The organism is Sanguibacter sp. 25GB23B1, from assembly GCF_040012415.1.
GTDB lineage: Bacteria > Actinomycetota > Actinomycetes > Actinomycetales > Cellulomonadaceae > Sanguibacter.
Window position 1 is genome coordinate 1 of sequence record NZ_JBDYKL010000055.1, and the last position, 17,195, is coordinate 17,195.

The 17,195-nt window shown below is 71.0% G+C and carries 14 protein-coding genes; all 14 read right to left on the bottom strand.

The annotated features are described in order from the left end of the window. The coding region (locus tag ABKW26_RS19465) for a glycoside hydrolase family 48 protein (RefSeq protein ID WP_348595743.1) at positions 1–2,177 on the bottom strand (2,177 nt) is incomplete at its 3' end. Positions 2,178–2,456: 279 nt separating this feature from the next. Then, on the bottom strand, positions 2,457–3,083 hold the full coding sequence (locus ABKW26_RS19470) for an NUDIX hydrolase (RefSeq protein WP_348595744.1): 627 nt from the start codon (positions 3,081–3,083) through the stop codon (positions 2,457–2,459). Next, positions 3,080–4,759, bottom strand: a complete 1,680-nt coding sequence (locus ABKW26_RS19475) for a CTP synthase (protein WP_348595745.1) — start codon at positions 4,757–4,759, stop codon at positions 3,080–3,082. The genes ABKW26_RS19470 and ABKW26_RS19475 overlap by 4 nt, the downstream gene beginning before the upstream one ends. Positions 4,760–4,821: 62 nt before the next feature. Then, the gene (locus ABKW26_RS19480; RefSeq protein WP_348595746.1) at positions 4,822–5,952 is read right to left on the bottom strand and encodes a glycosyltransferase family 4 protein; all 1,131 of its coding nucleotides are present in this window, start codon (positions 5,950–5,952) and stop codon (positions 4,822–4,824) included. After that, positions 5,945–7,561, bottom strand: coding sequence for a lipid II flippase MurJ (locus ABKW26_RS19485; RefSeq protein WP_348595747.1), 1,617 nt, complete (start codon positions 7,559–7,561; stop codon positions 5,945–5,947). Before ABKW26_RS19485 ends, ABKW26_RS19480 begins: the two co-directional genes overlap by 8 nt. Beyond that, positions 7,558–8,301 (bottom strand): hypothetical protein, encoded by a 744-nt coding sequence (locus tag ABKW26_RS19490; protein ID WP_348595748.1) that lies wholly within the window; start codon positions 8,299–8,301, stop codon positions 7,558–7,560. Before ABKW26_RS19490 ends, ABKW26_RS19485 begins: the two co-directional genes overlap by 4 nt. 155 nt (positions 8,302–8,456) lie before the next feature. After that, entirely contained in the window at positions 8,457–9,485 is a 1,029-nt protein-coding gene (locus ABKW26_RS19495; protein ID WP_348595749.1) for a copper transporter, read from the bottom strand. A 55-nt stretch (positions 9,486–9,540) separates the two neighbouring features. Continuing rightward, the gene (steA, locus tag ABKW26_RS19500) at positions 9,541–10,728 is read right to left on the bottom strand and encodes a putative cytokinetic ring protein SteA (protein WP_348595756.1); all 1,188 of its coding nucleotides are present in this window, start codon (positions 10,726–10,728) and stop codon (positions 9,541–9,543) included. Between the two features lie 5 nt (positions 10,729–10,733). Next, entirely contained in the window at positions 10,734–12,479 is a 1,746-nt protein-coding gene (gene recN / locus ABKW26_RS19505; RefSeq protein WP_348595750.1) for a DNA repair protein RecN, read from the bottom strand. A 4-nt stretch (positions 12,480–12,483) separates the two neighbouring features. Continuing rightward, positions 12,484–13,401, bottom strand: coding sequence for an NAD kinase (locus tag ABKW26_RS19510; RefSeq protein ID WP_348595751.1), 918 nt, complete (start codon positions 13,399–13,401; stop codon positions 12,484–12,486). Then, positions 13,398–14,306, bottom strand: coding sequence for a TlyA family RNA methyltransferase (locus ABKW26_RS19515; RefSeq protein ID WP_348595752.1), 909 nt, complete (start codon positions 14,304–14,306; stop codon positions 13,398–13,400). Before ABKW26_RS19515 ends, ABKW26_RS19510 begins: the two co-directional genes overlap by 4 nt. Continuing rightward, the gene (locus ABKW26_RS19520) at positions 14,303–14,485 is read right to left on the bottom strand and encodes a hypothetical protein (protein WP_348595753.1); all 183 of its coding nucleotides are present in this window, start codon (positions 14,483–14,485) and stop codon (positions 14,303–14,305) included. The genes ABKW26_RS19515 and ABKW26_RS19520 overlap by 4 nt, the downstream gene beginning before the upstream one ends. A gap of 158 nt (positions 14,486–14,643) precedes the next feature. Continuing rightward, positions 14,644–15,663, bottom strand: coding sequence for an HAD-IIA family hydrolase (locus tag ABKW26_RS19525; RefSeq protein ID WP_348595754.1), 1,020 nt, complete (start codon positions 15,661–15,663; stop codon positions 14,644–14,646). After that, positions 15,660–17,195 (bottom strand): hypothetical protein (locus ABKW26_RS19530; protein WP_348595755.1); only part of this gene is annotated, 1,536 nt, incomplete at its 5' end. The genes ABKW26_RS19525 and ABKW26_RS19530, both read right to left, overlap by 4 nt.

The window sequence follows — 17,195 nt, forward strand, 5'->3', positions numbered from 1 at the left end:
GTGGTGCTCGTCCCGGCGGTCAGGCCCGTCGGGGTCGTCGGAGGCGTCGTGTCAGCAGGCGGATCCGTCGGGTCCGTCGGGTCCACCTCGGAGAACAGCCTGTCGTAGTCCGCGAGCGCGGTGGCGACCGCGGTCTGCGCCCAGAACCGGTGGTAGTTGAACTCAGGTGCCGGTCCGCCGTCGAGGTAGGCCTGGACCTTCGGCCAGTCGGGGTCGTCGCGGTACCAGCTGCGGATGTCGAGGAAGCTCTTGCCCGGTGCGATGACGTCGCCGTTGGGCATGGTCCCGGTCCAGCCGGCGGGGACGTAGAGCCCGTCGCCCGTGGTGCCGGTCATGACGTCGTCGAAACGCTTGTAGTCCTCGCGGGTCTCGGTCGTCGAGACGCCCTGCGCGTCCTGGTTGAAGGTCCACATGCTGTCGAGGAGCGACTTGGCGACGGCCTTGGACTCGGTGTCGCCGGACTTGGCGGAGTAGTACATGAGCGTCCGCGCGTACGCGCCGGCGACGCCCACGTCTTGCCCCGTCGAGGTGACCGTCACGTGCAGCCCGGCGTTGTCGCCGGGGTTCGCCGCGTCCCAGGTGTCAGGCTCACCGGACCACCCGAGGTTCGACGGGATGGCCCAGTCGGCCCCGCCGGTGGCGTCGGTGTTCGCGAGCGCCCAGGGAACCCACCTGTCGAGGAGCGCCTTGGCCTCGGCGTTCCCGGAGGCGTAGTAGAGCTGGGCGACGCGCTCCATCGACCAGACCTGCATCCCGAACCACTGGTTGGAGGGCGGGTCATGGTAGACGGGCGCCTCGGTGTAGCCCATCCCGTAGAAGGTCGGGGTGCCGGCCGGCGGTGTGCCGTAGGCGCCGTCCCAGCTGTTCGTCGCTCCTCCGGCGATACCGCCCTCGGCCGACTGGAGCCAGGTGTAGAACTCGAGCTGGCGGTCGAGGCTCTTGTCCCAGTCCCCCGCCGCTGTCGGCGACGCCGGCTGAAGTGCGCTCTGTGTCGAGAGCGCCCATGCGGCCATGGGGTTCTGGTACCCGAAGTGGCTCGGGCTCGAGCCGATCCGCCAGGCCCACCCGGCCGACTGGTCGAGCGCGCCGCCCCACGCGTAGTACCAGGACATGAGGTAGTGGGCGCTGTCCTTGCCCGTGCCGGCCGCACACGACTGGCTCGTGCAGCCGATCGTCTTGAAGTACTTGTCGTACATCGCGTAGCGGAGGTAGTCGCCCATCTTCGAGGCCTTGTCCACGGTGGCAGCGACCTCACCGGCCTTGCCCTGCTCGCTGGCCCACGTGTGGGCCCAGTACGCCGCATCGATCGCGCGTGCGTCAGCGTCCGGCGCGTTCGTGTACTTCCACTGCTTGGCGTAGCTCGCGTCCTGGGTGAACAGATCGAGGTACCCGTTGGGGCCGCCGTACGTGAACTCGTCGCACGAAGGTTGCGGGATCGTCTCCCAGACGGACTCCTGCGGGCCGCGCTGGAAGGTGTTGATGTAGGAGGTGCCGGTGGCGGACGGGCCGAGCGTGCAGCCGACGCCGGGCGCGGCGCCGAAGCCGTACGTGTTGTCGACGTCTGCGAGCCAGTGCATCCCGTAGACGTCCGACGTGCCGTACGTGGCCTTGAGCTCGTTCGCGATGGGGTCGACGCCCGAGGTCACTCCGCTGTTGAGCGCCGACGGGTACTGGCTCGGGTGGTTGTACTCGGAGGCGTAGGTGGCCGGGCTCTGCGGGTTGTAGAAGGAGTTCGTCGGCTGGTCCGCCGACTGCGGGATCATGTACGTCTCCATCGTGGCCCACGCGTCGTTGAAGGGCTCCCAGTCCCCGGTCGCCTGACCGTACGCGGCCTCGAGCCACATCCAGAAGCTGTATGCCTCGGAGGTGGTCTCGTGCCCGTGGTCGGGTGCCTCGACGATGAGGGTCTCGACCGCGTGGTACGGGATGCCCTGCGGGCTGAAGTACCCGTTCGCGGGGTCGTGGATCTTGTCGTACATCTCGAGGAACCGCTGCGTGTACTCGCCCGTGGCGGGATCGGCTGCAGGCAGCGCGGCTGCCGGTGCAGGCGATGCCGCGGCGGCGGCGGTGCGCACGGGCGTGGCCTGCGCCGGCTGGAGGCCGGCCAGTGCGACGATCGACCCGGCACCGAGCGCAGCGACCGCTGCCCAGGGTGCCCGTCGGGAGTGTCTGAGCATGTGCCTACCCTTTCGTGTGGGTCCCGGCTCCGGCGCGCGCTCGGCGTGGCCGTCGATGAGCAGGATGCGGGTGAGAGCGCTCCCACTATCACGTCGTCGTGATCGTGGCCGCGCTCGGGCCAGCACCGCGCGCCGTCCTCCGTCGGACGCCGCCGCCGAGCGGTCGCCCGGCTCGGTGAAGACCTGTCAGACACCCTCGCAGCAGTACCGCGAAAGTCGAGAGCCTTAAGCGATTCAGGCTCCCGACCCTTGCTCCTCAGACGCCGCCCTCCGGCCCGGCTACGCGCGCCGCTCGGGCCACGGAGAGTCCGCGCTGCGCAGGCTCGCCCATCCGGTCTGACGTGCGGCGACAGCAGCGAGGACCCCGACCACCGCCGACGGGTTGTGGATGTCACCGCGCAGCACCGCAGTGACGACGTCGTCGAGCGGGACCCAGCGCAGCTCCATGTCGCGCTCCTCGTCCTCCCGGGTGTGCCGCTCGTCGGACGGCACCGGTGTGAGGTCGCGCGCGAGGAACACGCGCAGCGCCTCGTTGTTGCCACCCGGTGTCGTGTAGTAGTCGCACAGCACGCTCCAGGTGCCGGCGACGAGGTCCGCCTCCTCGGCGAGCTCGCGTGCGGCGGCCTCCTGCGCGGGCTCCCCCGCCACGTCGAGCAGACCCGCCGGCGGCTCCCAGAGCTCGCGCCGCACCGGGTGGCGGTACTGCTTGAGGAGGAGGACCTGGTCGTCCTCGTCGAGGGCGATGACCGCGACCGCACCAGGGTGGTCGACGTACTCACGAGTCACCACGCCGTCGCCCAGATCGAGCTCGTCGCTGACGAGATCGAAGATCCGCCCGTGGTGCACCACGTGGTGCCCGACGACGGGTCGCGCGGCGCTCGAGTCGGCCAGCACCGCGTCCGTCACGCGTTGCCCTGACGCACGAGAGCAGCCCTGACGAGGCCCTCGAAGAGCGGGTGCGCTCGCGTGGGGCGCGACTTGAACTCCGGGTGCGCCTGGGTGGAGATGTAGTACGGGTGGACGTCGCGACCGAGCTCGACGAACTCGACGAGCGTCGAGTCGGGCGAGGTCCCGCTCATGACGAGCCCTGCCTCCTCGAGCTGCTCGCGGTAGGCGTTGTTCACCTCATAGCGGTGGCGGTGGCGCTCGGAGACGAGCTCCGAACCGTAGATCTCGGCCGCCAACGACCCAGAACCCAGCACGGCGTCGTACGCGCCGAGGCGCATGGTGCCACCGAGGTCGCCGGCACCGTCGACGAACGCGTGCTGCTCCTCCATCGTCGCAATGACCGGGTGCTCGCTCTGCGGGTCGAACTCCGACGAGGAGGCGTTCTCGAGGCCGAGCACGTTGCGTGCGAACTCGATGACCATGGACTGCAGACCGAGGCAGATGCCGAGCGTGGGGACGCGTCCCTCACGGGCCCACCGCAGCGCACCGAGCTTGCCCTCGATCCCGCGGACGCCGAAGCCTCCGGGCACGAGCACGGCGTCCACTCCGGCGAGGGACGCCTCGGCCCCCTCCGGCGTCTGGCACTCGTCCGAAGGGACCCACCGGATGACGACCTTCGCGTCGTTCGCGAACCCACCGGCACGCATCGCCTCGGTCACCGAGAGGTAGGCGTCGGGAAGGTCGATGTACTTGCCGACGAGCGCGATCTCGACGCGGTGCTCCGGCTCGTGGACGCGCTCGAGGAGCTGGGACCAGCCCTCCCAGTCGACGTCGTGGAACGGCATCCCGAGCCGACGGACGACGTACGCGTCGAGGCCCTCGGAGTGGATGACGCGCGGGATGTCGTAGATGCTCGGCGCGTCCTTGCACGTGATGACGGCCTCGTTGTCGACGTCGCACATGAGGGCGATCTTGCGCTTCGTGTTCTCCGGGACGTCACGGTCGGCCCGGAGAACGATCGCGTCGGGCTGGATACCGATGCTGCGCAGCGCTGCGACCGAGTGCTGCGTGGGCTTCGTCTTGAGCTCCCCGCTCGGGCCGATGTACGGCACGAGGGAGACGTGGAGGAAGAAGACGTCGTCGCGGCCGAGCTCGTGTCGCACCTGACGTGCGGCCTCGAGGAACGGCTGGGACTCGATGTCGCCGACGGTGCCGCCGATCTCGGTGATGATGACGTCGACGTCGTCACCCGCCTGGGCGCGCATGCGGCGCTTGATCTCGTCGGTGATGTGCGGGATGACCTGCACCGTGTCGCCGAGGTACTCGCCGCGACGCTCTTTGGCGATCACCTGCGAGTAGACCTGGCCGGTCGTGACGTTGGCCGCTGCCGCGAGGTTCACGTCGAGGAAGCGCTCGTAGTGCCCGATGTCGAGGTCGGTCTCGGCGCCGTCCTCGGTGACGAACACCTCACCGTGCTGGAACGGGTTCATCGTGCCCGGGTCGACGTTGAGGTAGGGGTCGAGCTTCTGCATCGTCACCCGGAGACCCCGTGCCCGGAGCAGGCGACCGAGGCTCGAAGCCGTCAGTCCCTTGCCGAGCGAGGAGGCGACGCCTCCGGTCACGAAGATGTGCCGTGTCGTATTTTCCGACCGGGAGCGGTTGTTGGACTGAAGCCTCTTCACATGGTCTGCCACGGGGTTCGACTCTATCAGCCGAAGCCTCGGAATCCTCGTCCGCGGTGCGGACGATCGAAGTGTCACCGTCCGAGGCGCAGGCTCCTGTAGAGCTCTGTGAGACTTCCCACGACGTCGATGGCAGAGGGCAGCGTGGCGGCTCGCGCGCGAGCCGACTCCTTGAGCGCTCCTCGTCGGGTCGCGTCGGAGAGCAGCTCGTCGATGCCCCGTGCGAGGGCGGTGGCGTCACCGACTGCGACGAGCACGGCGGCGCCGCCGGTCACCTCGCGTGTGCCGCCCGCATCCGTCGCGACGATCGCTGCCCCGAGACCGAGCGCCTCCTGCAACCAGATGGGCTGCCCCTCCCAGACCGCCGTGCTCACGACGACGTCCGCTGCAGACATGAGGTCGGGCGCGTCCTCGCGGTAGCCGAGCAGCAGGACAGGCAGGTCGTCGGCGTCGATCCGCGACTGGAGCTGCTCCCGCAGCGGCCCGTCCCCTGCGACGGCCCAGACGAGGCTGCCCGGGGTGGTCGTCGCGGCGAGGATCGCCGCAGCCTCGCACAGGGTGTCGAGACCCTTCTGCGGGGCGAGCCTCCCGACCGTGACGAGCAACCGAGCGTCGGCCGGGATGTCGAGAGACGCGCGCACCTGAGCCGGGCTGCGCACGACCTCCGGGCGTGGCGGTGCGGGCACGAGGGCGCGGGCCGTCCGGCTCGCCCCTCGTCGACGGGCGAGCTCGACCAGGTCGGTGCTGACCCCCAGCACCGCGTCGGCGTGGCGGGACACGAGCCGCTCGAGCACCGAGGACACCGCCCGGACGCGGCGCGAGCCGACCGGCAGGTTGTGGAGAGTGACGACCACCCGTGGTCGACCGCGGAGCCCGCGCGTCGCGACGACGACGAGCGCCCCCGCCCGCAGCCCGTGCGCGTGGACCACGTCGGCACCACGAGCGAGGCGACGCAGCGTGCGGGCGCTCCGGGCGTCTCCTGGGCCCGGGCGGTCGGAGATCTCGACCGCGGTGAACCCCGTGCCCGAGCCCTCCGCCGCCACGACGCCACGCACGCTCGTGGGTCCGGCGACGTGCACCTGGCAGCGCTCACCGGGCTCGACGCCCGCGCCCAGCGCACGGGAGATCTGTGCGACGTGCCGCGCGACGCCCCCCGCACTCGATCCGAGCACCTGCAGCACCCGTGCGCGCGTGGTCTCAGCCACGACTCCTCCTTGCTTCGAGATCCCGCAGGACCGAACGGTCACCGAGGAACACCGCTCCGGCGACGACGACGCCCGCGACCGCGGCAGCGAGCAGCCCCACACCGACCGAGACGAGCCACCACGGATCGTCGGGCAGCAGCGCCTCGGCCGTCGCACGGCCCGCCCACGCCGCGACCGCACCACCGATCGCGAGCACCACCCCGGTGCGACCGAGGCCGACGAGAGCCCCGGTGCCCGCGTGCCGGTGCAGAGCCCACAGCAGCAGGGCCCCGGCCACAGCCATGCCGAGCGAGTTGGCCATGCCGAGCGATGCGAGCGTGGCGCCGATGTCCGCACGTCCGTCCACGACGAGAGGCGGGAGGACGAGCGCCACGAGGACAACGACGGACCACCCGGCCGCGGCGGTGATCGCCGCCGCCCGACCGCGGTCGATCGAGTAGAGCGTCCGCGAGAGGGCGAAGATCAGCGCGAACCCGACGAGGCCTGGCGCGGACCACGCGATGGAGACGGCCATGCCGTCGGCCCCGCCCGGGGTGAACGAGTCGAACACCGCCTCGACGGCGCCCGCGCCGGCGACCAGCGCAGCTGCACCGAGGGCCGAGACCGTGAGCACGGCACGTGTCGTCCAGGCGGTGAGGCGGGCGAAGCCCGACCGGTCGTCCTCCCCGGCCCGCGCGGCCAGCCGTGGGAAGGCGCTCGTCGCGAGCGGGACGGCGAGGATCGCGTAGGGCAGCACGTAGACGGCCTGCGCGTACTGATAGATGTTGAACGCACCGTCGCCGCCGTACCGGCGTGCGGCGACCATGACCGCGAGCACCGAGAACTGTTGTGCGACGAGAGCTCCCAGCCCGGCGAACGCCAGGTTCCGGGCGCGTGACGCCGACCCGCCCGGGAACGAGAAGGTCGGACGGAACCGCACCCCGAGGCGGAGCACCGGCACGAGCAGCGGCAGGCTCATCGCGGCGACGCCTGCGGTGGTCCCCCAGGCGAGCCACGCGAGCGCGGCCGAGGAGAGCTGGTCCGGGTTGCCCTGCTGGCCTGCGGCGAGCTGACCGAACACGAGGTACGCGACGATGACCACGACGCTGGAGAGCATGGGTGCCGCAGCGGGCCAGAAGAACCGGCGGTGTGCCTGGAGAACTCCCGCCAGCACCACGCTCACGCCGTAGAGGGGGACCTGGATCGCGAACACCGCGAGGAAGTACTGAGTCACCCGGACGTCTCCGCCGTCACCGATGCTCACGAGCAGGCGGGCGAGGGGGCCGGAGAAGACCGCGAGGAGCACCCCGATCGGGACGAGGACACCGAGCGCCCAGGTGAGGAAGGCCGACGCGACGGCTGATACCTCCGCACCTGCCTTGCGCGCCAGAGGGGCGACGAGCAGCGGGATCACCGCACCTGCGAGCGCTCCCCCGGCCGCCACCTCGAAGAGGACGTTCGGCAGGAGGTTCGCCGCGGCGTACGCGTCGGCAACGCCCCCGCGGCCCACCTGCCAGGCCTGGGTGAACCATCGGCCGAAGCCGAGAAGCCGGCTCGCGATCGTCACGGCGGTGATCATGACCGCTGCGCCGGCGAGCGTCTGGGTCGCGGCACCCAGGCGTGCGTTCACGCCCTGCCGCTCCCCGGCGTCCGCTCCGAGGTGTTGACGCGCTCAGAGGTGTCCCCGCGCACCGGGGTGTCGACGGGGCGACGACCGATCATGTCGAGCACGTGGAGCCACGGTGTCTCGGCGATGACTCGGGAGAAGCTCACGCGTTCGCTCACGACGGTGAGTCCCAGCACGACGGCGAGCACGGTGCTGCGGACGGGTCGTGGTGTGCTCGCCACCGTCGCCGCTCCGAGCAGCGCACCCAGAGCGTTCGCCCCGCAGTCGCCGAGCATGTCGCGCTCGGCAAGGTCGCCGGACCACGCGGCCGACGCAGCACCGACGACGACGGGAACCTGCGCGGAGCTCACGGAGAGCACGGACGCGGCCAGAGTGCTCACCTTGAGCGCACGACCTGGCCGGAGATCGAGGAGGTTGACGAGGTTGGCGGACGCGGCGACGAGCGCTCCGTCGGCGAGGACGTCGACCGCTCGTCGGACGGGGCCTGCGTCGCGGTCGACCAGCAGCGCCGCGGCGACCAGACCGCTGGCACCGATGCCGAGGACCTTGAGCCCGCCCGTCGTCAGTCGGCCCTGGCGAGCGGCACGAAGGTGTCCACGGAGACCCTTGGAGCGCTCCGACGTGTCCTCCGCCAGGTCGTCGATCACTCCGAAGACCGCCGAGGCGCCGGTCGCGAGCGCGAGGGCACCGGTACGCCGCGAGACCCCACCAGCAGCGAGTCCGCAGACCAGCCCGACAGCCACTGCGGGACCTTCGAGGAGGCTGATCGGCTCACCCCGGTGGTTCGTGCGGGACCAGCGTGCTCCACCCCCGGGAGGCCGGTTCTGCAGCACCTTCCGAGCCAGAGCCGTGACCGTGAAGGCGACGACAGTCGTACGGAGCCGGCGCGACCCGGTGCTCATCCGGCGTCCGGCGCCTGCACGGTGGCGTCAGGGGCGACCGACTCCTCGGGGGTGCGGTCGACCGGAGCCAGCGTGACCGCGGGTGGAACGAGCGCCGTCGCGTTCTCGTCGGCGCCGTACTGACCCACCTGACCGTCGACGCGAGCCGCTAGCGCGAGCGGGATGTTGACCTGCCCGACGACGCGGTCGGCGTCCGTCACCGTCGAGATGGTGGTCGTCCGCGTCTGGTCGTCGCGGATGGCGGACACGAGGTCCCCTTGGCGCAGCGAGAGCCCAGCGACCACGGCACCCTCCGACCCAGCCTGGGCAGCGTCTGCCAAGGTCAGCTCGACGGCCACGGCAGCCTCGACCTCCTCCTCGGAGAGCCCGTCGTCTCCGTCGGCGGACGGGGCGTCCGGGTCGAGGAGGACGATGACGTCGGCAGGGCCCGTGACGTCACCGATGACCTCGACGAGCTCGCTGCTCGTGAGGATCTCGCGGATGAGCGTCGCATCGGCGGAGGACGCGTCAGGATCCGCGGCGTCGCTCCCCGTGAGCGTCTCGACGAGCGCCCGCGCGAGCGTGGCGTCGAAGCCGTCCGAGTCGGCGTCCTCCGGCAGGTAGTCCCCGAGGGTGGCGGCGTAGGACTGACGCGAGTCCGCCTGGTCCTCGGCGGTCCAGGACGGGGCCAGCTGCGTCCTCATGCTCACGGTCGCGCCGGCAGCCTCGATCTGCTGCTCGATCCCGGCATAGACCTCGTCTTCCACCGGGCCGAGCTGGACGATCGCGACACGGCGGTCGGTCAAGGTGCCGGCAAGGATCGTCGGTGCAGACGCAGTCAGGTAGGCGTCGCTCCCGGCGAGGTCGGCGCGGGCCCCGTCGAGCTCGACCCGCAGCTCGTCCTTCTCGGTGCGCAGCTCGTTGACCTGGCCGGTCAGCTGGTCGCCGATGGAACCCTTCAGGGGGCCGGCCCCGAGGATGATCCCGACGGCGAGCGCGAGGAAGACCGAGATGAGGGAGACGATGTGGTACCGGAAGTCGATCACGAGAGACGAACCTTCTGAGGTGAGAGGAAGCGACGGGACAGGCTGAAGACGTCGGTCAGGACGTCCACCACGCGAGGTGGTAGAGCCACGACCACAGATCGTCGAGCCGAGCCCCGAGCAGCGCGATGAGCGTCTGACCCGCGGACGTCGAGATGAGCGCAGCACTGACGGCGACGAGTCCGGCCACCGCGAGGAGCATCAGCTGGGTGTTGGAGATCCGGTGACGGTAGAGCCGCGAGACGCCCTTCGCGTCGACGAGCTTTCCGCCGACCCGCAGCCGTGTGAGGAAGGTGCTGGCCATGCCGGCTCGCCCCTTGTCGAGGAACTCCACGAGCGTGGCGTGGGTTCCGACGGCCACGATCACCTCTGCGCCCATGTCGTCGGCCAGGAGCATGGCGATGTCCTCGCTCGTCCCCGCCGCGGGAAACACCACGTGGGGTACACCGAGGCTGGCGACGCGCTCCATGCCGGGTGCACGTCCGTCGCGGTATGCGTGGACGACGACCTCGGCGCCCGACCTCAGAGCCTTGTCAGACACGGAGTCCATGTCGCCGACGATGAGGTCGGGCGACCACCCCGCCTCGATGATCGCGTCGGCTCCCCCGTCGACCCCGATGAGGATGGGGCGGTATTCCTTGATGTACGGGCGGAGCGTCTGCAGGTCTTCCTTGTAGTGGTAGCCGCGCACGACGATGAGGACCTGCCGTCCTTCGATGACGGTCGTGATCTCAGGGATCCCGACCCCGTCGAGCAGCAGGTCGCGCTCGCGCCGAAGGTAGTCCATGGTGTTGGCGGCGAACGACTCGAGCTGCGCGGAGAGTCCCTCGCGGGCCGACTCGAGCTCTGTGCCGACGCTCTCGACGGTCTGCAGCACGCCTTCGGCGACGAGATCCTTGCCGTTGAAGACGGAGCCGTCGACGATCCGCAGGGTACGACCTTCGCGGACGGACATGATGTCCGGCCCGAGGTCGTCGATGAGCGGGATGCCCGCCTCGACGAGGATGCTCGGGCCGAGGTTCGGGTAGCGACCGGAGATCGACTTGGACGCGTTGAGGACGGCGGCTGGTCGGGCGAGCAGGAGCGCCTCGGCAGCGATCCGGTCGATGTCGAGGTGGTCGATGACCGCGATGTCCCCCGGCTGGACCCGCTTCGTGAGGTCCTTCGTACGCCGGTCCACCTTGGCGATCCCCCGGATTCCGGGCTCGGTGTCCGTCACGACCTGTTTTGCAGAGAAGAGCTTCATCGTCTTCATGATCTCACAGCGGACTGTTCCAGAAGCTCGGACGCGTGGCGCAGCGCCGCCTCCGAGCCGTCCTGGCCGGAGAGCATCCGCGCCAGCTCCTGGACCCGGCTGGCGTCGTCGACGATCCGGATGTCGGACTGTGTGATGAAGTCGTCCGTGACCTCACCCGGGGCGACGCCCGAACCCTTCGTCACGACGAGCTGGGTGTCGGCGAAGGCAGCGACCTGAGCCAGGTGGGTCACGACGATCACCTGCGTGGTGCGGGCGAGCCGCGCGAGGCGGCGACCGATCTCCACCGCCGCCTTGCCCCCGACCCCGGCGTCCACCTCGTCGAAGATCATCGTCGGCGTGCGTCGCGCCTGGGACGCGTCGGCGGTCGCGAGCGCGACCTCGATCGCGAGCATGACACGAGAGAGCTCACCGCCCGACGCCCCCTTGCCGAGCGGTCGCGGCGGACCGCCGCGGTGTGCGCTCAGGAGCATCTGGACGGAGTCCGCTCCCCACGGACCCGGCGCCTCGAGGGGCTCGACCTCGACGTGGAGCACGGCTCCAGCCATCGCCAGGCCGCTGAGCTCCTCGGTCACCGCGGTCGCGAGGGAGGTCGCTGCCTCCTGCCGGGCGCTCGTCAGGGCGGACGCGGTCTCGATCAGCTCGGCGTCGAGCTCGGCTGCTCGTGCCTCGAGGATCTCGATGCGTCCGTCGTCGTCCTCGAGCTCGAGGAGTCGCAGACCTGCGGCACTCGCCCACTCGAGCACGGCGTCCACGTCGTCACCGTACGAGCGGGTGAGGTGACCGAGCTCGGCTCGCCGCGACTCCACCGCCTCGAGGCGGGCCGGGTCGGCGTCGAGCGCGGCGAGATAGCTGCCGAGGTCGGCGCCCACGTCCGCGAGGACGTAGGCGACGTCGGTCAGGCGTCGACCGAGCGCGGCCAGCTCTGGGTCGTGCTGCCCGCCGTGCTCGGCGAGACGCTTCGCACGGTCCACGAGCTCGACCGCGCTGCTCTCGGTGGGCGAGGCCACGTCACCGAGGTCCTCCCCCGAGATCGCGACGAGAGAGTCACGTGCCGCGGTGCGCAGCTCCTCGGCGTTGCTCAGGCGCTCGGCCTCACGGTTGAGCTCGACATCCTCGCCGGCCAGCGGCGCCACACGCTCGATCTCGGCCAGCCCGAGGCGGAGCAGCTCCGTCTCACGGGCGCGTTCCTGCGCGCGCTCGGTGAGGTCGACGAGCCGAGCCCGGACAGCGACACGCTCGCTCCACCGAGACCTGTACGTCTCGAGAGTCGTGGCGACCGCGTCGCCGGCGAACTCGTCGAGCGCCTCCCGCTGCCTCTGGGTCGACCGCAGCCGCATCTGGTCCGACTGTCCGTGGATGGTCACGAGGTCGTCGGCCAGCTCGGCCAGGACCCCCTGGGGGACGGACCGCCCGCCGAGGTGCGCGCGCGACCGCCCCTGCGCTGCCACCGTCCGCACGACGAGGAGCGTCCCGTCGTCGTCGAGCTCTCCCCCGGCGTCGTCGATCCGCTCGAGAAGCGCGGAGCCCTCGACCGTGAGACGGCCCTCTACCACCGCGCGGTCGGGGACCGACCGCACGGCCCCGGCGTCTGGCTTGCCGCCCATGAGCAGGTTGAGACCCGTGAGGATCATCGTCTTGCCTGCACCTGTCTCGCCCGTGATGGCGGTGAGCCCTGCGGCGAACTCCACCCGGGCCGCGCCGATCACCCCGAGGTTCTCGATGCTCATCTCCTGAAGCACGTGCTCACCTCGCTCCTGCTGCGCGTCGGGCATCCGCGACCTCGCGCCATCCGGCGACGGGCAGCGAGAACTTGCTCACGAGTCGATCCGTGAACGGCGCCTGGTTGAGCCGCGCGAACCGCAGCGGCATCGATCCGGTCCTGACCTCGACACGGGAGCCGACGGGGAGCTCCGTGCGCCGCCGCCCGTCGGTGATGAGCACGCCCCGCGCACCCGAGCGCGTCGTGACCTCGACGGCGAACTCCGACTGCGGCCCGACCACGAGCGGACGCGCGAAGAGCGCGTGCGCAGAGATCGGGACGAGGACCTTCGCGTCGACGTCCGGCCACATGACCGGCCCCCCCGCTGAGAACGCGTGCGCCGTGGACCCGGTCGCCGTCGACATCACGACACCGTCGCACCCGAAGGACGACAGCGGTCGGCCGTCGACCTCGATGGACACCTCGATCATGAGCGTCCGCTCGTGCTTCTCTATGGTCGCCTCGTTGAGCGCCCAGTCGTGGATCGGCTCGGCCTCGCCGGGGCGCTGGACGAGGACGTCGAGCACTCCGCGCTCCTCGACCGCATAGTCGTGGTCGGCGAGTCGCCGCACGGCCTCGTGGAGGTCTTCACGCTCGCTCTCGGCGAGGAAGCCGACATGACCGAGGTTGACGCCGAGCAGGGGCACCTGCGTGCCGTGGGTGATCTCGGCCGCGCGCAGGATCGTGCCGTCCCCGCCGAGAACCATGACGAGCTCGGTACCGTCGAGAGAGCTCCTGGCGTCATCGAGCTCGAACTTCTCGGCCCCGAGCTCGACCGCGAGGTCGTGGTCGTGCAGGAGCACGTCGAAACCGGCGGCCCTCAGCTCGGGAACCGCCTCACGCAACCCGGCGACAGCCTCGTGCCGTCCGCCGTGCGTCACGACGAGAATCTTGCGGCTCACGGTCTTCCTCCAGTTCTGGGTGGGTCGGTACCTACCCAGTGGGCGGCCGGTGTGTCCCCGTGCGGGACGTCGCGGACCGCCCGCTCGATGGTGTCATCAATGGTCTCTGCGTGCGGCTCGGCACGCGTGAACCACACGAAGAACTCACGGTTCCCGTGCGGGCCCGGGAGCGGGCTGGGGATCACTGCACGCGCCTGGGCGCCTGCGGCGTGAGCTGCGGCGACGACGGCACGGACGGACTCCGCGTGGAGCGCCGGGTCGCGGACGACGCCTCCGGAACCGAGCCGTTCACGACCGACCTCGAACTGCGGCTTGACCATGACGAGGAGGTCGATGTCGCCCTCGACCGCGCCGAGCACGGGCGGCACGACGAGGGTCAACGAGATGAACGACACGTCCGCCACGACGAGCCGCGGCTGCCACGGCAGGTCCTCTCCCGTGAGTGCACGGGCGTTGCACCCCTCGATGACGTGGACGCGCGCGTCTGCTCGCAGGCTCGCCGCGAGCTGGTCGTGTCCGACGTCCAGCGCGACGACGCGGCGCGCGCCTCGCTCGAGGAGCAGCTGCGTGAATCCGCCGGTCGAGGCACCGACGTCCAGGCAGTCCGTGCCATCCACACCTGGCCCGAGCGCGCCCAGCGCGTCGAGCGCGCCGCGGAGCTTGAACGCCGCACGTGAGACGTAGTCGGTGTCCTCGACAGCGGAGCTGACCCTCAGGTCCGCTGCACCGGTGACGACGGCGGAGGCCTTCGACACGCGTCGGCCGTCGACGAGCACGAGGCCGTCCGTCAGCAAGCGCACCGCGTGGCCGCGGGACCGAGCAAGGCCCCGCCGGACGAGCGCCGCATCGATCCGGGACGATGCGTGCTCGGGAGGTTCGGGGTCGGACGGTGACGCACCGGTCACCGCTCAGGCTCCGCGAGCAGCCGCTGCAGACCGGTGTGCACGCCCTCGAAGATCGCGGCGTGCTCGCTGAGGGGAGCTCGCTCGAGACGGTCGAGGGGCACGAGGACCTCGCGGACCGCTGCAGCGCTCTCGCTGTCGGTCACGCGTCCGTCGTCGAGGCTTCTCTGGTCGTCCGTCACCGCTCTCCCCTCCTGGTCGTGCTCGACCTCGTCGGTCGATCTCTGTTCACGGTACCGCGACAGCAAGGAGCGTCACGCCTGTCCACCGATGGTCTTTCGTCTCGTCGTCGAACCTCGTGCGAGCGGACGGGAGGACCATCGGTGGAGCAGGTGGCGCGTCAGAGCTCGAAGTCGGGGACGCTCTCCGGTCGGAGCACGCCGCCCGCATCGACGAACGTCCATGCGGCGTTGCACGCGGCTCGCACCACGTTGACGGGGTCGTGCTCCGTCGGTGCGACCTTGAGCTCGAGCTCCCCGTCGACGACCCGTGCCGAGGACGTACCGCACGTCCACCACCCGTCCTCGCCCTCGATGGGTGCCTCGTGGGCCTGCGCCAGGCTACGGAGGTCTGCTCCGATGAAGTGCGGGCGCTCGCCGGGGACTGCCAGCACGTCGTCGCGTGCACTGCTGACCCCGGTGAGCACGTGGAGGCCGGGGTACCCACCTGCCCGGGCTCCGGCGAGGTCGGTGTCGAGCCGGTCGCCGATGACGAGCGGTCGGTCGGCACCCGCACGGTCCACAGCCATGGCGTACATCGCCGGCGAGGGCTTTCCGGCGCTGAACGGCGTGACGCCCGTCGCGGCGACGACCGCCCCGACGAGTGCACCGTTGCCGGGCGCGAATCCCCGCGCTGTCGGGAGCGACAGGTCGAGATTGCTCGCGACGTGCACCGCCCCGCCCGCGACGGCATACGCCGCCTCGGCGAGGTCGGCCCATCCCAGGCCGGGCGAGAAGCCCTGCGCGACGGCAGCCGGCTTCTCCTCGGCGCTGGTCACGACGACGTAGCCCGCCTCGGTGACGGCGGTGACGAGACCGGCTCCACCGACGACGAGGACGCGTGACCCGGGCTCGACGTGATCGCCGAGCAGGCGTGCGCACGCCTGGGCGGCCGTCATGACGTCGTCGCTCTCGGCGGGGATGTCGAGCTCGGAGAGCTGCTGGGACACCGAGCTCGGCTCGCGGGACGCGTTGTTCGTCACGAAGACGAGACGCATCCCCGCCCGACGAGCGTGCGCGAGACCGTCCGCAGCGTGGTCGATCGGTTCGTGCCCGGCGTAGGTGACACCGTCGAGGTCGACGAGGGCGAGGTCGAAGGACTCAGCGAGCGGCGCGGCGCTCCCGAGCAACAGGTCGCTCACGCGTCGTCTCCCTCGTCGTCGTCCGCCTGGTGCGTGGTCGGCTCCGTCGCTCCCTTCGCGTCGGAGCCTTCCGGCGCGACGTCGGCGGGTGCGGACCCGCTGTCAGCCGCCCCGTCCGTCTCCTCGTCGAGGTCGAACACGACGATGTCGTCGTCCTCGGCACCGTCGCGCACGGATGCCCGCTCGCGGTCGCTCAGGGTCGCGAGCAGGCGTGCGGCATCGTCTGCCCGGCCCATGGACTCGAGCACACCGATACGTGCTTCGATGACGCGCACCTCGAGCTCTCTGTTGCCCTTGGGCACGACCAGGCTGTCGAGCACCGCCTGCGCTGCTTCGCCCTCACCAAGGTCGAGACGCGCACCGCTCACGACGATCGCGAGCTCCACGGCCTGGACCTCGTCCAGGGACTCGGCCTCAGGTGACGCCGCGAGTGCGACGGCGCGCTCGGGGCGACCGAGCCCTCGCTCGCAGTCCGCCATGACAGCGAGGTGCTCGGACGAGCCGTTGAGCCTGCGTACTGTGCGGAGCTCCCGCAGCGCTTCTGCGAAGCGTCCCGTGCTGTACGCGGTGAGACCGGCGGCCTCACGCACGATGTCGACGCGACCGGCACGGCGTACGGCCTCCTGGGCGTGCTCGTAGGCGAGCTCCGGCTCGGTGTCGATGAGGCGCCCAGCCATGACGAGGTGCAGCCCGACGGTCTCGGCGTTCTCCTTGCTCAGCGTGCGGAGACGACCGCGGGCGTCTCGGTCGAGGTCGGAGAACGAGATGCCCTCAGGCAGAGCTGGAGCAGGTACGCGCGGCGGACCGTCGGTGCGTGAGCGGTCGTCGCTGGCCGCGCCGCGGTCCGGACGCCCACCTCGAGTGCCGCGGTCCGGTACGTCGGAGCGGGGGGCTCCCGAACGAACCGGTCGCGACGACGAGCCTGACTCGGTCCCGTGCGTCGAGCGTTCGGGCCGGTCGGTGCGCGGGGCGCGCTCAGCGCGGTCATCGCGAGCCGGACGTGCGGGTGCACCGCTGTCTCGCTGCGGCCGGTCGCCGTACGGACGGTCGTTGCGGGGCGCACTCGACCGGTCGTCACGACGCGGGGTCCGGTCGTCGCGCGCACCCGAGGCGGGTGGACGACGTGTCTCGTACCCAGCATCGCGTGGCGGACGTGAGTCGTAGCCGCCGTCGCGTGAACGGTCGCTGCGCGGAGCGCTGCTGTAGCCGTTAGAACGTGCGGGTCCACCGGAGGAACGGTCGTCGCGGCGAGGAGCGCGGTCACCGTAGGACCGGTCGGCCGAACGGTCGTCACGCGGCGGGCGGGACTCGTAGCCACCCTCACGCGGCGGGCGGGACTCGTAGTTTCCTGAGCGGGTGGCGCCACCGGTGGGGCGGTCGTCACGGCGCGGGCGGTCGCCGTAGGGGCGGTCTCCGGATCGGTCGTCGCGGGCGGGGCGCGACTGGTAGCCGCCGTCGCGTGGCGGACGTGAGTCGTAGCCGCCGTCGCGTGAACGGTCGCTGCGCGGAGCGCTGCTGTAGCCGTTAGAACG